This is a genomic window from Streptomyces sp. NPDC007863, from assembly GCF_040633895.1.
In the GTDB taxonomy this organism is placed as follows: Bacteria; Actinomycetota; Actinomycetes; order Streptomycetales; family Streptomycetaceae; genus Streptomyces.
In genome coordinates this window covers 371,568-385,295 of the sequence record NZ_JBEYEI010000004.1, presented here as the reverse complement: position 1 = coordinate 385,295, position 13,728 = coordinate 371,568, and the positions used below count along the sequence as shown (strand labels likewise).

Here is a 13,728-nt window from a genome sequence, read left to right as displayed (position 1 = left end):
AATGGCGGGAAACAAGCGTGGTTCCGCTTCTGTGAGGGTACGGAAAAGCCCGGGCCGCGGCCTCCTTCGGCCGCTCCCTGACCACGTCTGCACATGAACACGCAGAACGTTCGCTTCCGGTTCGAACCCTACGTCAATCGAGAAGGGGAAGGCTGCCTGGAAGAGTGACTCGGATCCGGCATCCACGTGAAGATTCGGCCACACCGATCCCGCCACCGTGAAGATCCACCGCCCAGCGCGCGATCGCCAGGCCGAGCCCGGTGCCGCCGTCGCTCTCCGGCCCCTGCCGGTCCGGAGCCGTACCCCGGTTGAACCGCTCGAAGACCTTGTACCGCTCCGACTCCGGGATGCCGGGACCCTCGTCCTCGACCACCAGCTCCAGCGACTCCGGGTACGGGCCGCGCCGGGCCCGCACCGTCACGCGCCCGTGCGGCGGCGAGTGCTTCACCGCGTTGTCGATCAGGTTCGCCATCACCTGGTGCAGCCGCTCCACGTCCGCGTACGCCGTCAGGTCGGACGGCGACACGTCCAGGTGCAGATGCACGTCCGTACGCCGGTGCAGGCCCGACGTCGACGGCAGCCCGCGCTGCGCGGCGGCCAGATTCGCCTCCCGCAGCACCCCGGACAGATAGGGCCACACCTCGAAACGACGCGCCCGCAGCTGTACGACACCGTTGTCGAGCCGTGACAGGTCGAGCAGCGTCTCCACCAGCCGGCCCAGCCGCTCCGTCTGCTTCAGCGCCGAGCGCATCGTCTCCGGATCGGCCTCCGAGACCCCGTCGACGACGTTCTCCAGGACGGCCCGCAGCGCCGCGATCGGCGTGCGCAGCTCGTGCGAGACGTTGGCGACCAGTTCCTTGCGGTGCCGGTCCACCGCCTCCAGGTCGTCCGCCATGCGATTGATCGTCGAGGCCAGGTCGCCCAGTTCGTCACGTCGGTCCGCGCCGCGCACCCGCCGCGAGAAGTCGCCGCGCGAGATCGACCCCGCCACCGTGTTCATCTCGTCCAGCGGCGCGGTCAGCGACTGCGCCACGAACTGGGTGATGAGCAGCGTCGCGATCATCGCGAAGATCGTGATGTACCGGAACTCGGTGGACGTGCGGATCGCCACCAGAGCCAGTCCCGAGGTCAGCAGCACCGCGCCGACGACCAGCGCCCCCAGTTTCGTCTTGATCGAGATCGCGATCCGGCGCCTGGACCCCCCCGGGCGCCGCGCCGGCCGGTTCACGACGCCGGGGTCTCCAGCGCGTATCCGACGCCGTGCACCGTACGGATCCGCTCGGCGCCGATCTTCCGGCGCAGCGCCTTGATGTGGCTGTCCACGGTCCGGGTGCCGGAGGCGTCCGCCCAGTCCCACACCTCGGCGAGCAGCTGCTCCCGGGAGAGCACCGCGCGCGGGGTGCCGGCCAGACAGACCAGCAGGTCGAACTCGGTCGGCGTCAGGTGCACGTCCTCGGTCCGGACCCGGACCCGGCGCTGCGCGTGGTCGATCTCCAGCTCGCCCAGGCGCAGGATCCCGCTGCGCGGGGTCACGGCGGCGAGCGCGGCCCGCTCCACCCGGCGCAGCAGCACGTGGACCCGGGCGGCCAGCTCGCGCATGGAGAAAGGCTTCGTCATGTAGTCGTCGGCGCCGACGCCGAGCCCGACCAGCATGTCGGTCTCGTCGTCCCGTGCGGTGAGCATCAGCACCGGCACCGGACGCTGGGCCTGCACGCGCCGGCAGACCTCCAGGCCGTCGAAGCCGGGCAGCATCACGTCGAGGACCATCAGGTCGGGCTGCCAGGCCTCGGCGGCCTCCACGGCCGCGGGGCCGTCGGTGGCCGTCTGCACCAGGAAGCCCTCCGCGCGCAGCCGGGCCGAGACCGCCTCCACGATCGTCGCGTCGTCCTCGACGACCAGGACGCGCCGCTGGGCCCCCGGAGTCGCCGCACCCTGGTGACCGGTGTGTGTCTGCTCCATTGCCCCGCCTCGCGTCGCCGATGTCGGTGCAGCAGCCTAGAGGTACCCGCGGCGTCCCGGCTACGCAGGCCTGATGCCGAGGTGGACCACGTCGGGGACGCCCCGGGCAACCGCGACCTCTTCGGTCCGTACCCCGCTGAATCCGGCATTCCGCAATGACTTTTCGAAATCGGCGGACGGCCGCGCCGACCACACGGCGAGCACGCCGCCGGGGTTCAGGCGGGCCGCGCAGGACGCCAAACCCCTTGTGCCGTAAAGGGATTCGTTGTCCTCGGTGACGGTCCAGTCCGGCCCGTTGTCGATGTCCAGGCAGAGCGCGTCGTAGGTGTCGGAGGAAGTATCCAGATAGGTCACGAGGTCCGTGTGCAGGATCACGGTCCGCTCGTCGGCGAGGGCGCGGCCGGACAGTGAGGCGAGCGGACCGCCCCGGTGCCAGTCGATGATCGCCTCCTCCCGCTCGACCACCGCGATCCGCCCCCAGCGCGGGTCGGCGGCGGCGTGCGCCAGCGAGAAGCCGACGCCGAGCCCGCCGATCAGCAGGGACGCGCCCACGCGCGCGTGCTCGGGCAGCGCCTCCCCGGCCGCGTCGACGAGCAGCCGCTCGGAGCGTCCGTCGGAGGTGTCCATCAGGAAGGTGCCGTTGGCGATGATCTCGAAGTCGGTACGGTCCCCGGTGTCGCGGCGCCGCAGGACGACTTCGCCGTACGGGCCTTCGCGGCGGTCGAGGGTGACGGGGCTGTTCATGGGCGCTCACTCCGTGTCTCGTCGTGTCGGTAGGGGGCGTCCCGGCCATCCTCGCGGAGCACGGAGGGCCGGGACAAACACGGAGGGCGGTTGCGCGGTGACGGAGCGGCACTGAACGGAGGCCGCGTGCGCGGCGCTTGAGGGGGCGGCGCGTGCATGCGTGGCGCGTGCGTGCGCGGCGCGTGAGGGGCGGTGCCGGCGGGCGGCCCCCGGGCGCTGCGGGCGCTGCGGGCTCTGCGGGTGCGGGCGCTACGGGCGCGGGGCCTCCCGCTCCACGTACCGCTGGACCGCCTTCAGCTCGCGCCTCGCGTCGACCGGGGTGCCGTAGGTGCGGTCCCAGGTGATCGGGGCGACGGTCACGTGGCCCTTGCCCAGCAGCCAGGTGGAGTCGGCGTCGGGGCGGTGCTCGGCGCACTCGCCCGTGCTCTCGGCCCCCTCGCACAGGCCGAGGGCGATGTCGAAGGTGTCTCCCGAACCGCGCTGTTCGTACGCGTGGTAGGCGACCGCGCCGTCGCCGACCCGGGTCCACACCGGGGCCTTCGTCGGCTGCCCGGCGCTGACGTCGGGGTAGTCGACCTTGAGGGCGAAGGCGGAGGTCAGCAGTCCCCGCTCCTTCAGGCCCGCGACGAACCGCGCGCCGAACTCGGCGTGCGCCCGGTAGTTCTCGCGCGGGAAGTGCATCTGGGTCTCGTCGCCGGACGAGGAGAACGCGATCGCCGGGACCTCCTGGTCGATCGCGGCCACCGCCGCGCCGACGGTGCCCGAGTCGTTGACGCTCGCGGCGACGTTCGGGCCCGAGTTGATGCCGGTGAGCACCAGGTCGGGGGCGCCCTTCCAGCCGGCCTTCGCCGCCAGTCCGCCGCGCAGGGCCAGCTTCACGGTGTCCGCCGGGGTCGCGCTGGGGGAGTCCGGCGCGCAGCCGCCCTCGCCGAGGCAGACGCCGAAGACGGCACCTCCGGACGGCGCCCCCGCGCAGTCGCCTTCGTAACCGGTGGGCAGCGCGGTACGGCGCTGGGCGGTGAGGGTCCCGCCGTTGGTCACCGCCGTGCCCTTGCCGGACTGCACCTGCCAGGGGGCCATCACCACGACGTCGGCCCCCGCCGCGCACATCGCGCGGCGGAGCTCGTACAGGCCGAGGCCGTCCGAGTTGCTCGCCTTCGCGGCCCGCATGGAGTCGTCGTTGGAGATGAGGATCCGCAGCCCGGCGAGCGGCCGGCGCGCGTCCCGCGCCGCCTCCGCAGCGGGCGTGGTCGCGTAGGCGGTGGCGCCCAGGCCGACGAGTACGGCTGCGGCTGTGGTCAGCGCGAGGGTACGGCGCATGGCGGTGCGTCCTTTCATGGGCATGACAGGTCGGAGCCTCTGGAGGGGGAGAGGGGGAGAGGGGGTGAGGGGGGAGGGGGTCCGGGGCCCGGCCCCCCACGGGCGGGCCCCGGATGGCGCGGGGTCGTCAGGGTCCCCGCGGTCTGTGGTCGGATCCGATATTCGGTATCCGATATATGGCATCTGATGCCTGATGCCTGGTGCGCGGAAAGTGGGATATCGGATCCGATCTGCTGGATCCGATCTGCCGCGTCCGATGGTGTGGATCCGATGCGGTGGATCCGATGTCTTGGATCCGATGTCTTGGATCTTGGATCCAGATCTTTTGGATCCGGGATCCCGGATCCAAAGTCCGGCCGCCGCGTCGGGGCGTCGGGGCGCCGGTGTACCACCCCCGGAGCCTGTGCGGAGGCCCGTGCGGGAGCGGCGCCGCCCTCGACGGGCACAGGCTAAGGGTGAAAACCGAGTGGGTACTAGGTTTGTCGTCTGTGAGCTGGATCACAGGGTGTGAGGGGGTGTTCCGGGGCGCGGCTAGGGTGTCGGCATGCCGGAGAAGAAGGTCAGCGCGAGCGGTGGAAGTGCAGGTCGCGGTAGTTACGCCGTCGGTGACGCACGTCGTCGGCTGATTCTGGACACCGCCGTCGACCACTTCGGGAAGTGGGGATTCCACGCCTCCTCCCTCGCCCGCATCGCCCATGACTGCGGCATCACGCAGGGCGGTTTGCTGCACCACTTCCGCAGCAAGGAGGACCTCCTCCTGTCGGTTCTGGCGCAGAGCGAGGAACACGACGTCGAGCGGCTCTTCTCCGCCGAGCTGGAGTCGTACGCGGCCTTCCTCGACGCCCTCGTCCGGCTGATCGAGGACAACGCCCGGCGTCCCGGCATCGTCCGCATGTTCAACGTCCTCGTCGGCGAGTCCGGGAGCGTCGGCCACCCCGCCCACGAGTACTTCAAGGACCGGTACGCGCGCGTGCTCGCGTACAGCGTCGAGCGCCTGGAGGAGGCCGTCCGGCGCGGCGAGCTCCGTCCGGACATCGACTGCACCGGCGTCGCCCGGGAGTACCTGGCCGTCATGGACGGCCTCCAGATCCAGTGGGCCCTCGCCCCCGACTCCTTCGACATGCCCGCCCGGGTGCGGGACTACCTCCGGCGCCAGTACGCGGCGATCCGCGCGACGGCGCGTTAGGGCCTGTCCGGCGGATCATGGCCGGGGCGCGACCGCCACGCCCCCTCCGCCGCGCGGCGGGTGCCGCGTGGTTCAGGGGGTGGTCGGCGGGCCGCCCTCGGGGAGGGCGTCGAAGACGCGCTGGAGGGCGGCGGGGCGCTCGTCGTCGCCCGCGACGACCGTCCGGTCGTGGTGGGTCACGGTGTACTGGAAGCCGTCGGCGACCGGCCGCCCGCTCGGTCGTTCGGGCACGCGCGCGTAGGCGGGGTCTTCGAGCGCGGCCCGCAGTGCGGCGAGCCCGTCGGCGTCCATCCGCCCGGTTCGCGGCTCCTTGTCACGGGACCGCAGGGTCCAGGACCCGTCCTCCCGCACCACGAGGCGGTTGTCCACGCCGGCGAAGCCGCCGCTCACCGCGACCTCGACCAGCACGGCCCCGGAACGCGGCTCCGTCGCCCCGGTCGGGGCGGTCGTGCTCGTGGCGCTGTTCCCGCCGTCCGGCGCCGGCGGTGCGTCCGCGTCCGCGCACCCTCCCACGCCGAGTACCAGTGCCGCCGCCACCGCCGGCACCGCGCCCCACACCCGTCGACGCCTCACCACATGCTCCATGCGCCCGAGCATGCCCGCCTCCGGCCCCCCGCGCAGCCGGAACGCGCCACGCGCCTTCGCCGCGAACTTCCGTGCCGCCCGATCCCGGTCCGACGGCACCGGCCGGGCCGGGAATGCGTCCACGTCCGTGGGCCGCGCCCGCCGCTCCGGGAGCGGGCCGATCCGATGATCGCTCACAGCGAACACACCCCGGGGAACATTCACGGGCTCACATGCATTGAGTCGGCATAACTCAACTTGACTGCCGAAGGGGAGATCATGGCTTCTGAGTCCAAGCCGTCCGTGCCGCTGACACTGCCTGTGCTGCCGCTCGACGACGAGGTCGTGCTGCCCGGGATGGTGGTTCCGCTCGACCTTTCCGACAACGACGTGCGGGCCGCGGTCGAGGCCGCGCAGGCCGCCGTCCGGGGCGGCGGCGGGAAGCCGCGGGTGCTGTTGGTGCCGCGGGTGGACGGGACGTACGCCGGGACCGGTGTGCTCGGGATCGTCGAGCAGGTCGGGCGGCTGTCCGACGGCGACCCGGGGGCGCTCATCCGCGGCATCGGACGGGTGCGGATCGGGGCCGGCACGACCGGGCCCGGCGGGGCGCTGTGGGTCGAGGGGGCCGTCGTCGAGGAGACCGTGCCCGACCCGCTGCCCGGCGCTGTGACCGAGCTGGTCACGGAGTACAAGGCGCTCGCCACCAGCTGGCTCAAGAAGCGCGGCGCCTGGCAGGTCGTGGACCGGGTCCAGCAGATCGATGGCGTCGGCGCCCTCGCCGACAACTCCGGGTACTCGCCCTTCCTCACCGTCGAGCAGAAGGTGGCGCTCCTGGAGACCACCGACCCCGTCGCCCGCCTCAAGCTCGCCACCGCCCAGCTCCGCGAGCACCTCGCCGAGCAGGACGTCGCCGAGACCATCGCCAAGGACGTCCAGGAGGGCGTCGACAAGCAGCAGCGCGAGTTCCTGCTCCGCCGCCAGCTCGAAGCCGTCCGCAAGGAGCTGCGCGAGCTCAACGGCGAGAAGGACGGCGAGGAGTCCGACGACTACCGCGCCCGCGTGGAGGCCGCCGACCTGCCCGAGTCCGTCCGCGAGGCCGCCCTCAAGGAGGTCGACAAGCTGGAGCGGTCCAGCGACCAGTCGCCCGAGGGATCCTGGATCCGGACCTGGCTCGACACCGTCCTCGAACTGCCGTGGAACGAACGGACCGAGGACCGTTACGACGTCCAGGGCGCCAAGGCCGTCCTGGACGCCGAGCACGCCGGCCTGGAGGACGTGAAGGAGCGGATCACCGAGTACCTGGCCGTGCGCAAGCGGCGCGCCGAGCGCGGGCTCGGCGTCGTCGGAGGCCGCCGCGGCGGCGCCGTGCTCGCCCTCGTCGGGCCGCCCGGCGTCGGCAAGACCAGCCTCGGCGAGTCCGTCGCCCACGCCATGGGGCGGAAGTTCGTGCGCGTCGCCCTCGGCGGCGTACGCGACGAGGCCGAGATCCGCGGCCACCGGCGCACCTACGTCGGGGCCCTGCCCGGCCGGATCGTCCGGGCGGTCAAGGAGGCCGGGTCCATGAACCCCGTCGTCCTCCTCGACGAGATCGACAAGGTCGGCTCCGACTTCCGCGGCGACCCCGCCGCGGCCCTCCTCGAAGTCCTCGACCCGGCGCAGAACCACACCTTCCGCGACCACTACCTGGAGGTCGAACTCGACCTCAGCGACGTGGTCTTCCTCGCCACCGCCAATGTGCTCGAAGCCATCCCCGAGGCCCTGCTCGACCGCATGGAGCTGGTCCGCCTCGACGGCTACACCGAGGACGAGAAGGTCGTCATCGCCCGCGACCACCTGCTGCCCCGGCAGCTGGAGCGGGCCGGTCTGGAGACCGGCGAGGTGACCATCGACGAGGCGGCGCTGCGCAAGCTGGCCGGCGAGTACACCCGCGAGGCCGGCGTCCGCACCCTGGAGCGGGCCGTCGCCCGGCTGCTCCGCAAGGTGACGGCGCAGCACGAACTCGGCGACCGCGAGCTGCCGTTCATGGTCACGCCCGAGGACCTGCGGGACCTCATCGGACGCCCGCACCACGTGCCCGAGTCCGCCCAGGACCCGGCCGAGCGGCGGACGGCCGTCCCCGGCGTGGCCACCGGACTCGCGGTGACCGGCGCGGGCGGCGACGTCCTCTTCGTGGAGGCGTCCCTCGCCGACCCGGAGACCGGCGGCGCCGGGCTGACCCTCACCGGCCAGCTGGGCGACGTGATGAAGGAGTCCGCGCAGATCGCGCTCTCCTTCCTCCGCTCGCACGGCGCGGAGCTGGAGCTGCCCGTCACCGGCCTCAAGGACCGGGGCGTGCACATCCACTTCCCGGCGGGCGCGGTCCCGAAGGACGGCCCGAGCGCGGGCATCACGATGACGACCGCGCTGGCCTCGCTGCTCAGCGGCCGGCTCGTCCGCACCGACGTGGCCATGACCGGCGAGGTCTCCCTCACCGGCCGGGTGCTGCCCATCGGCGGCCTGAAGCAGAAGCTGCTCGCCGCGCACCGGGCCGGCATCACCACCGTGGTCATCCCCAAGCGGAACGAGGCCGACCTGGACGACGTCCCGGCCGAGGTCCTGGAGAAGCTGGAGGTCCACCCGGTGACCGACGTCCGCCAGGTCCTGGAGATCGCCCTGGCCCCGGCGGAGGTCCCCGTCACGGTGGCCGCCTGACCCCCAGGCGCCGACGAGGCCCCCGGCACCAGGCGCCGACGAGGCCCCCGGCACCGACGAGGCCCCCGGTACGCGCGCGTACCGGGGGCCTCGGGGCGTTCACATCGGGTCCGTACGAGGCCCGTTCACGCCGGGTTCGTACGCCGTACGGCCTCGACGATCACCGAGGCCAGGGACGGGTCGCCGACGTGGGCCGCGGCGCGCTGGACGTCCGCGCCGGTGCCACGGGAGAGCACCCGGGCCACGCCCTGCTCGGCGCGCTCCAGGTCGCCCGCCTCCTCCAGGGCGGGGCGCACGTGGTCGAGCAGGGCGAAGAGCACCTCGCCGGCCGGGGCGGGCCGCCAGGTCAGCGGATGGAGCAGCTCGCCGCCGAGCCCGTACCGGCTGGCCCGCCAGGCGGCGAGCCGCAGCACGACCGTCGACACGGGGTCGGGGACCCGGCCCCGGTGCCACGCGCGGGCCGCGGTCTCCACCAGCGCGCGGCTCAGGACGGCCAGCAGGACCGTGTCCTCCAGGTCCAGGCAGACGTCGCCGACGCGGATCTCCACGGTCGGGTAGCGGCGGGAGAGCCGGGCGTCGAAGTAGACCATGTGGTCGTCGATCAGCACGTCGCTGGCGAGCATCTCGCGCGTGGTCCGCTCGTACGTCTCCACGTCCCCGTACAGCTCGCTGGGGCCGGACATCGGCCAGCGCTGCCACAGCTGGTGGCGCCAGCTGGCGTAGCCGGTGTCGACGCCCTGGAAGTAGGGGGAGTTGGCGCTGAGCGCGAGGAGCGGGGCGAGCCAGGGGCGGATCCGGTCCAGGACGCCCACGCCCTCCTCGGCCGAGGCGAGGTGGACGTGGACGTGGCAGGCGCAGGCGTACTCCTCGTCGACGAGGTGGGCGTACCGGTCGTGGATCCGCCGGTAGCGGTCGTCCGGGGTGAGCAGGGGGCCGAAGTCCATGGGCGGGGTCGCGAGGGCCGCGACCGCCACCCCGGCCTCCTCGGCGGCGGCGGCCGCCGCGAGCCTGGCCCGGCGCAGCTGGTCGGCGAGCTGGGGCGTGGTGGTGCAGGGGAGGGTGCCGATCTCCAGCTGTTCGGCGTACAACTCGGGCTTCGCCGGTTCCGGCGCTTCGGCGTGACGCGGCCCGGCGTCGGCGTGCCAGGCGGCGATCTCGGTGACGGTGCCGGAGAGGGGCTGGGGGAGTCCGGTGTCGGGATCGACCAGGAGGAGCTCCTCCTCCACCCCGAACGTGCGCAGCCCTTCCCCGCGGTGGTAGACCCACCGCTGCTGGTTCCGCATGGAGCGCTCTCCTTCACGGGCGGACGGTGGTGCGCTGACGGCCGTTCGAACAGAGCTTTCACCAAGGCTGTCCACGAACGTCCCGTCTTCCACCCGTCCCGGCGCAGATGGCGCGAAATCGCCCCCCGGAGCGGACTCCGGGGGGCGAAGGGGCGGGAGGGGAGGGCGGGCTTCCCTCGGGGGCCGCCGGAGGGGCGGAGCGGACCCCCGTCCCTCCCTCGCCTCCCGCCGGGACCTCCGGCTCCTAGGAACCGGAGGGGGCGGAGGAGCCGCGGCGGCGGCCCAGGAGGAGGCTGCCCGCGCCGAAGACGGCGAGCGCGCCCGCGCCGGCGAGGGCCATCGGCAGCGGGGAGGCGGGGGCGGCGGAGGCCTCGGCGGAGAGCGCCGGGGGCAGCTCGTCGCCGCCGTGGCCCGCGTGGCTGACCGTGGACAGCTCCGCGCCGGCGGCCAGTTCGGCCTCGGTGGGCGCCTCGGCCTGGGCGGCGGTGGCCGCGGCGGCGGTGCCGAAGGTGACGTCCGAGCAGCTGTAGAACGCCTCGGGGCTGTCGTTGCGCTGCCACACCATGTAGACGACGTGACGGCCGGTGCGCGCGGGGAGGTTGCCGGTGAAGGCGTAGTAGCCGTCGGTGGCGGTGCGGGTGGTGTTGTACACGGCCGCCGGGGTGGCGTCGAGGTCCGACCACTTCAGCGGCTGCGTCGGGTCGAAGCCGGCCTTGGTGATGTACATCGTCATCGTGCCGGAGTGGGCGGCGGTGGCGCGGATCCGGAAGTCGTAGGGGCCGGACTTCACGGGGGTGGCGGCCCAGTCGGTGCGCGCCCAGTCGAGGGCGCGGTACTTCTCGCGGTTCGCCGAGCAGAGCTTGCCGTCCGGGATGACGGCCTTGTGGTTGCCGTCGGCGTTGGCGATGTTGACCTCGTTCCAGTCGTAGAGCGGCTGGGTGCCGGAGTCGGAGACGAGGTCCTTGCAGACCTGCGAGTCGGGGCTCTCGGGGCCCTCGGCGAAACAGGCGGCGATCCGGCTCACGGGGTTGAAGACGGCTCCGTGGGCCGCCGCGGTGGTGGGGGTGAGGCCGACGAGGGCGGCGGCGGCGGACAGGGCGGCGACGCCGGCGGCGGTACGGCGGGAGGACGGCATGCGGGGGCTCTCTCTCGTGCGTGGGGGAGTACGGAACGAGCAACGCGCGCGGGGCGCAGGGAAGTTGAATCCCGTGCGACCGGGTAGAGACTCGCATTGGTCCATACCAATCGGCAAGAGGGTGTGCCGAAAAAGCGCCCCACTATGGGGAACGGCGGTCCCGGGGCGCCGCCGCACCCCTGGAACCGCCGTTCTCCGCGCGGACGTCAGCCGTTGGCGAGCGCCTGGACGCGGGAGAGGTCGCCGTTGAAGTGGTTGTGGTCGCCGACCGTCGGGCCGGACGAGGTGTACTGCCACATCGTGTAGTACGGCCAGCCGGCCGGGAGTTCGCCGACCTCGGAGGCGTACCGCGCGATCCACAGCGGGTTGGTCGAGGCGAAGCCGGAGTAGTTGCCGGTGCACTGCTTCCACCAGCTGGTCGCCGTGTAGATGACGGCGTCGCGGCCGGTGCGGGCCTTGTACCGGTTGAGGAAGTCGCGGATCCAGGTGACCATCCCGGACTGGGTCTTGCCGTAGCAGGTGGCGCCGTACGGGTTCCACTCGATGTCGAGCACACCGGGCAGGGTCTTGCCGTCCTTGGACCAGCCGCCGCCGTTGTTGACGAAGTAGTCGGCCTGGGCGGTGCCGGTCGTCGTGTCCGGGGTGGCGAAGTGGTACGTGCCGCGGATCATGCCGACGTTGTACGAGCCGTTGTACTGCTGCGTGAAGTAGGTGTTCTTGTAGTAGGTGCCCTCCGTCGCCTTGACGTAGGCCCACTTGACGCCGCTGTTCCAGAGGGTCGACCAGGCGACGTTGCCCTGGTGGCTGGAGACGTCGACGCCCTCCGTCCAGGTGGCGAGGGCGGAGACGCCGCCGGAGGGGGCCGCGCCGCGGCCGTCGTGCTTGAGGACGCCCATGCCCATGTGGGCGGTGCCGCGCGCGGGGGTGGTGGCGCGGGCGCCGGGGTCGGCGGCGCCCGCCGGACCGGCGAGGGGCAGGACGAGGGCGGTGGCCGCGAGGCCGGCGAGCAGGGAGAGGGGGACGGATCTGCGCACACGCATGGCGTGACTCCCGAGGGATCGAGGGATGTGGTGTGGACATGTCAGTCACGTGCTCGACGGCGACTCTACGCACGTAGACAGGGGCGGTGGAAGAGGGCCCGGGTTCCGCCGTTGGTCTACTCCTGCGAAATACTGAAGGAGCTGCGGCGATGCCCGCGGCGGCGGGAAACTTTCAGCCGACGAAACACGCGTGGGAGGTGCGGGGTGCGCGCAGGCGGCACGACCGGCGAGGACGGCACCCCGCCGGGCCCGGACGCCGGCGGGACCCGCCCCGGCCCCGGAGGGACCCCCGGGGCCGGGACGGCTTCCGCCTCGGGGCGCGGCGGGGCGTCCGCGCCCCGCTCCGGTGAGGTCACCGGGCGGATCCCGGCGGGCGGGCCGGCAAGCGGACCGGCGGGCGGACCGGCGGGCGCGGCGCCGAGAGGGCCGGCCGAGCGGGAGTTCCTCGCCCTGGAGCGGGAGCTCGCGGTCTTCCTGCGGCGGGCCCGGGCCCAGTCGGGGGAGATGGCGCGGGAAGTGCACCCGGAGCTGGAGTCCTCCGCGTACGGCCTGTTCGTACGGCTCGACGACGCCGGGCCGCAGCGGGCCACCGAGCTCTCCGCCTACTTCGGCGTCGGCAAGGCCACCATGAGCCGCCAGCTGCGCGCCCTCGAACAGCTCGGCCTGGTCGCCCGCGACCCCGACCCCGCCGACGGGCGCGCCTCCCTGGTGCGGCTCACCGACGAGGGCCGCGACCGCTTCCGGCACGTCCGGGACGCCCGCCGCGAGCGGTACGTCCGCAAGCTCGCCGACTGGGACCGCGCCGAGGTCGCCGAACTGGCCCGGCTACTGAACCACTTCAACCAGCGCTCCGAGGGCTGACCCGCCCGTCCGCCCGCCCGTCCGCCCCTCTGGCCCTCCGCCCGTCCGCCCGTCCGGCGGGGCTAGAGCTCCACGTACACGGCCGTCGCGTCGTCGTGGCGCTTGCCGCGCCGCCCGCCGGTGTCCGCCGCCTCCAGGGCCCGGACCCGCTGGAGCAGCCCCGCCGGGCCCTCCTTCGCGAGGACGCCCGCGCACTCCGCCCAGTCGCCCGCGCCGAACCGCTCCACCCAGCGGCTCGCCCCGTCCGTGAGCGCCGCGAGCGCCCGCACCTCCGTCAGCGGGGTCGTGCCGGTCACCGCCCGCGCCGCCACCGACGGGTCCGCCGCCGCCGTGAAGAAGCCGCCCTCGCGGTTGCGCAGCCGGTCCGCCGCCTCGTGCGAGCGCAGGGCCTCCCGAGGGATCCGGTCCAGCCGGTCGTCCCGCACCGCCCGGACCGCTCCGTCCGGCGCCCGGAGCAGCAGCACGGAGTCGGAGAGGACCAGGTGCTCGACCGCGGCCGTGTCCCACCGCGCGAGCACCACGGTTGCCTGAGGCGTACGTACGTGAGAAAGGTCACAGGTGTCCGCGTGGAGCTCCGCGGTGCGCCGGATTGCCAGCGCCAGGATCTCGGACAGCGTCAGATCGGCGCGGGAAGCGGACAGTTCGGTCAAAGCCCCGCCGAGTCGCGCGGTGAACCACGGCACCGTGTGCACACAGCCGGCCTCGCCCGCGGGGGGTGTGACGCCGTCCAGGAGGACGAGCGTCCCACCACCGCCCGAGGCGGGGAGAGCTGCGGCGGCCCAGTCCTCGTTGGGTCGTTCGGGACTGCCGGGAAGGGTGGCGACCTCGCTGCGCATGATGTCCAGTGTGCCCGGCTCGCGCGATGTCTTCACAACACCTGCAAAGGGCCGAAAATGGCCTGTACCAACCGGCCATGGGTGCCGGAGAGGGCGGAACCGAGAGCTC

Annotated in this window: 12 protein-coding genes; 3 read left to right on the top strand and 9 right to left on the bottom strand. The window is 73.2% G+C overall.

Translation table 11 applies throughout. From position 1 onward, the window contains the following. Positions 1-133: 133 nt before the first annotated feature. The 4 genes from ABZ621_RS08985 to ABZ621_RS08970 all read right to left on the bottom strand — a co-directional run bounded on the left by ABZ621_RS08985 (position 134) and on the right by ABZ621_RS08970 (position 4,023). Positions 134-1,228 (bottom strand): ATP-binding protein, encoded by a 1,095-nt coding sequence (locus ABZ621_RS08985; RefSeq protein WP_360602195.1) that lies wholly within the window; start codon positions 1,226-1,228, stop codon positions 134-136. Continuing rightward, a complete protein-coding gene (locus tag ABZ621_RS08980) occupies positions 1,225-1,959 on the bottom strand; it encodes a response regulator transcription factor (protein ID WP_360602193.1) in 735 nt (244 codons plus the stop codon). Before ABZ621_RS08980 ends, ABZ621_RS08985 begins: the two co-directional genes overlap by 4 nt. A 60-nt stretch (positions 1,960-2,019) precedes the next feature. Continuing rightward, positions 2,020-2,703: a spermidine synthase gene (locus tag ABZ621_RS08975; RefSeq protein WP_360602191.1), complete on the bottom strand. Its 684-nt coding sequence runs from the start codon at positions 2,701-2,703 to the stop codon at positions 2,020-2,022. A gap of 249 nt (positions 2,704-2,952) precedes the next feature. Then, positions 2,953-4,023 (bottom strand): 5'/3'-nucleotidase SurE, encoded by a 1,071-nt coding sequence (locus ABZ621_RS08970; RefSeq protein WP_360602189.1) that lies wholly within the window; start codon positions 4,021-4,023, stop codon positions 2,953-2,955. 544 nt (positions 4,024-4,567) lie between these two features. Between ABZ621_RS08970 and ABZ621_RS08965 the strand changes: the two genes are divergently transcribed. Further along, positions 4,568-5,209, top strand: coding sequence for a TetR family transcriptional regulator (locus ABZ621_RS08965; RefSeq protein ID WP_360602187.1), 642 nt, complete (start codon positions 4,568-4,570; stop codon positions 5,207-5,209). Between the two features lie 72 nt (positions 5,210-5,281). Here ABZ621_RS08965 and ABZ621_RS08960 read toward each other — a convergent pair whose 3' ends face one another. Further along, complete coding sequence (locus tag ABZ621_RS08960; protein WP_360602185.1) at positions 5,282-5,794, bottom strand: hypothetical protein; 513 nt, start codon at positions 5,792-5,794, stop codon at positions 5,282-5,284. 258 nt (positions 5,795-6,052) lie between these two features. On the opposite strand from ABZ621_RS08960, the gene lon reads away from it, so the two are divergent. Beyond that, complete coding sequence (gene lon, locus ABZ621_RS08955) at positions 6,053-8,464, top strand: endopeptidase La (RefSeq protein WP_360602183.1); 2,412 nt, start codon at positions 6,053-6,055, stop codon at positions 8,462-8,464. Positions 8,465-8,589: 125 nt separating this feature from the next. Here the strand turns inward: lon and ABZ621_RS08950 are convergent, their stop codons facing one another. The 3 genes from ABZ621_RS08950 to ABZ621_RS08940 form a co-directional block, all read right to left on the bottom strand. Next, entirely contained in the window at positions 8,590-9,747 is a 1,158-nt protein-coding gene (locus ABZ621_RS08950; RefSeq protein ID WP_360602181.1) for a glutamate--cysteine ligase, read from the bottom strand. Between the two features lie 244 nt (positions 9,748-9,991). Next, positions 9,992-10,882, bottom strand: coding sequence for a lytic polysaccharide monooxygenase (locus tag ABZ621_RS08945; protein ID WP_360602179.1), 891 nt, complete (start codon positions 10,880-10,882; stop codon positions 9,992-9,994). Between the two features lie 206 nt (positions 10,883-11,088). Next, positions 11,089-11,922 carry a lysozyme gene (locus tag ABZ621_RS08940; RefSeq protein ID WP_360602177.1) on the bottom strand — a complete coding sequence of 278 codons (834 nt, stop codon included), beginning with the start codon at positions 11,920-11,922 and terminating at the stop codon, positions 11,089-11,091. A gap of 450 nt (positions 11,923-12,372) precedes the next feature. Here ABZ621_RS08940 and ABZ621_RS08935 point away from each other — a divergent pair, with 450 nt between their 5' ends. Beyond that, positions 12,373-12,783 (top strand): MarR family transcriptional regulator, encoded by a 411-nt coding sequence (locus tag ABZ621_RS08935; protein ID WP_360602284.1) that lies wholly within the window; start codon positions 12,373-12,375, stop codon positions 12,781-12,783. A 62-nt stretch (positions 12,784-12,845) separates the two neighbouring features. Here the strand turns inward: ABZ621_RS08935 and ABZ621_RS08930 are convergent, their stop codons facing one another. Continuing rightward, complete coding sequence (locus tag ABZ621_RS08930) at positions 12,846-13,619, bottom strand: hypothetical protein (RefSeq protein ID WP_360602175.1); 774 nt, start codon at positions 13,617-13,619, stop codon at positions 12,846-12,848. Between the last annotated feature and the right edge of the window lie 109 nt (positions 13,620-13,728).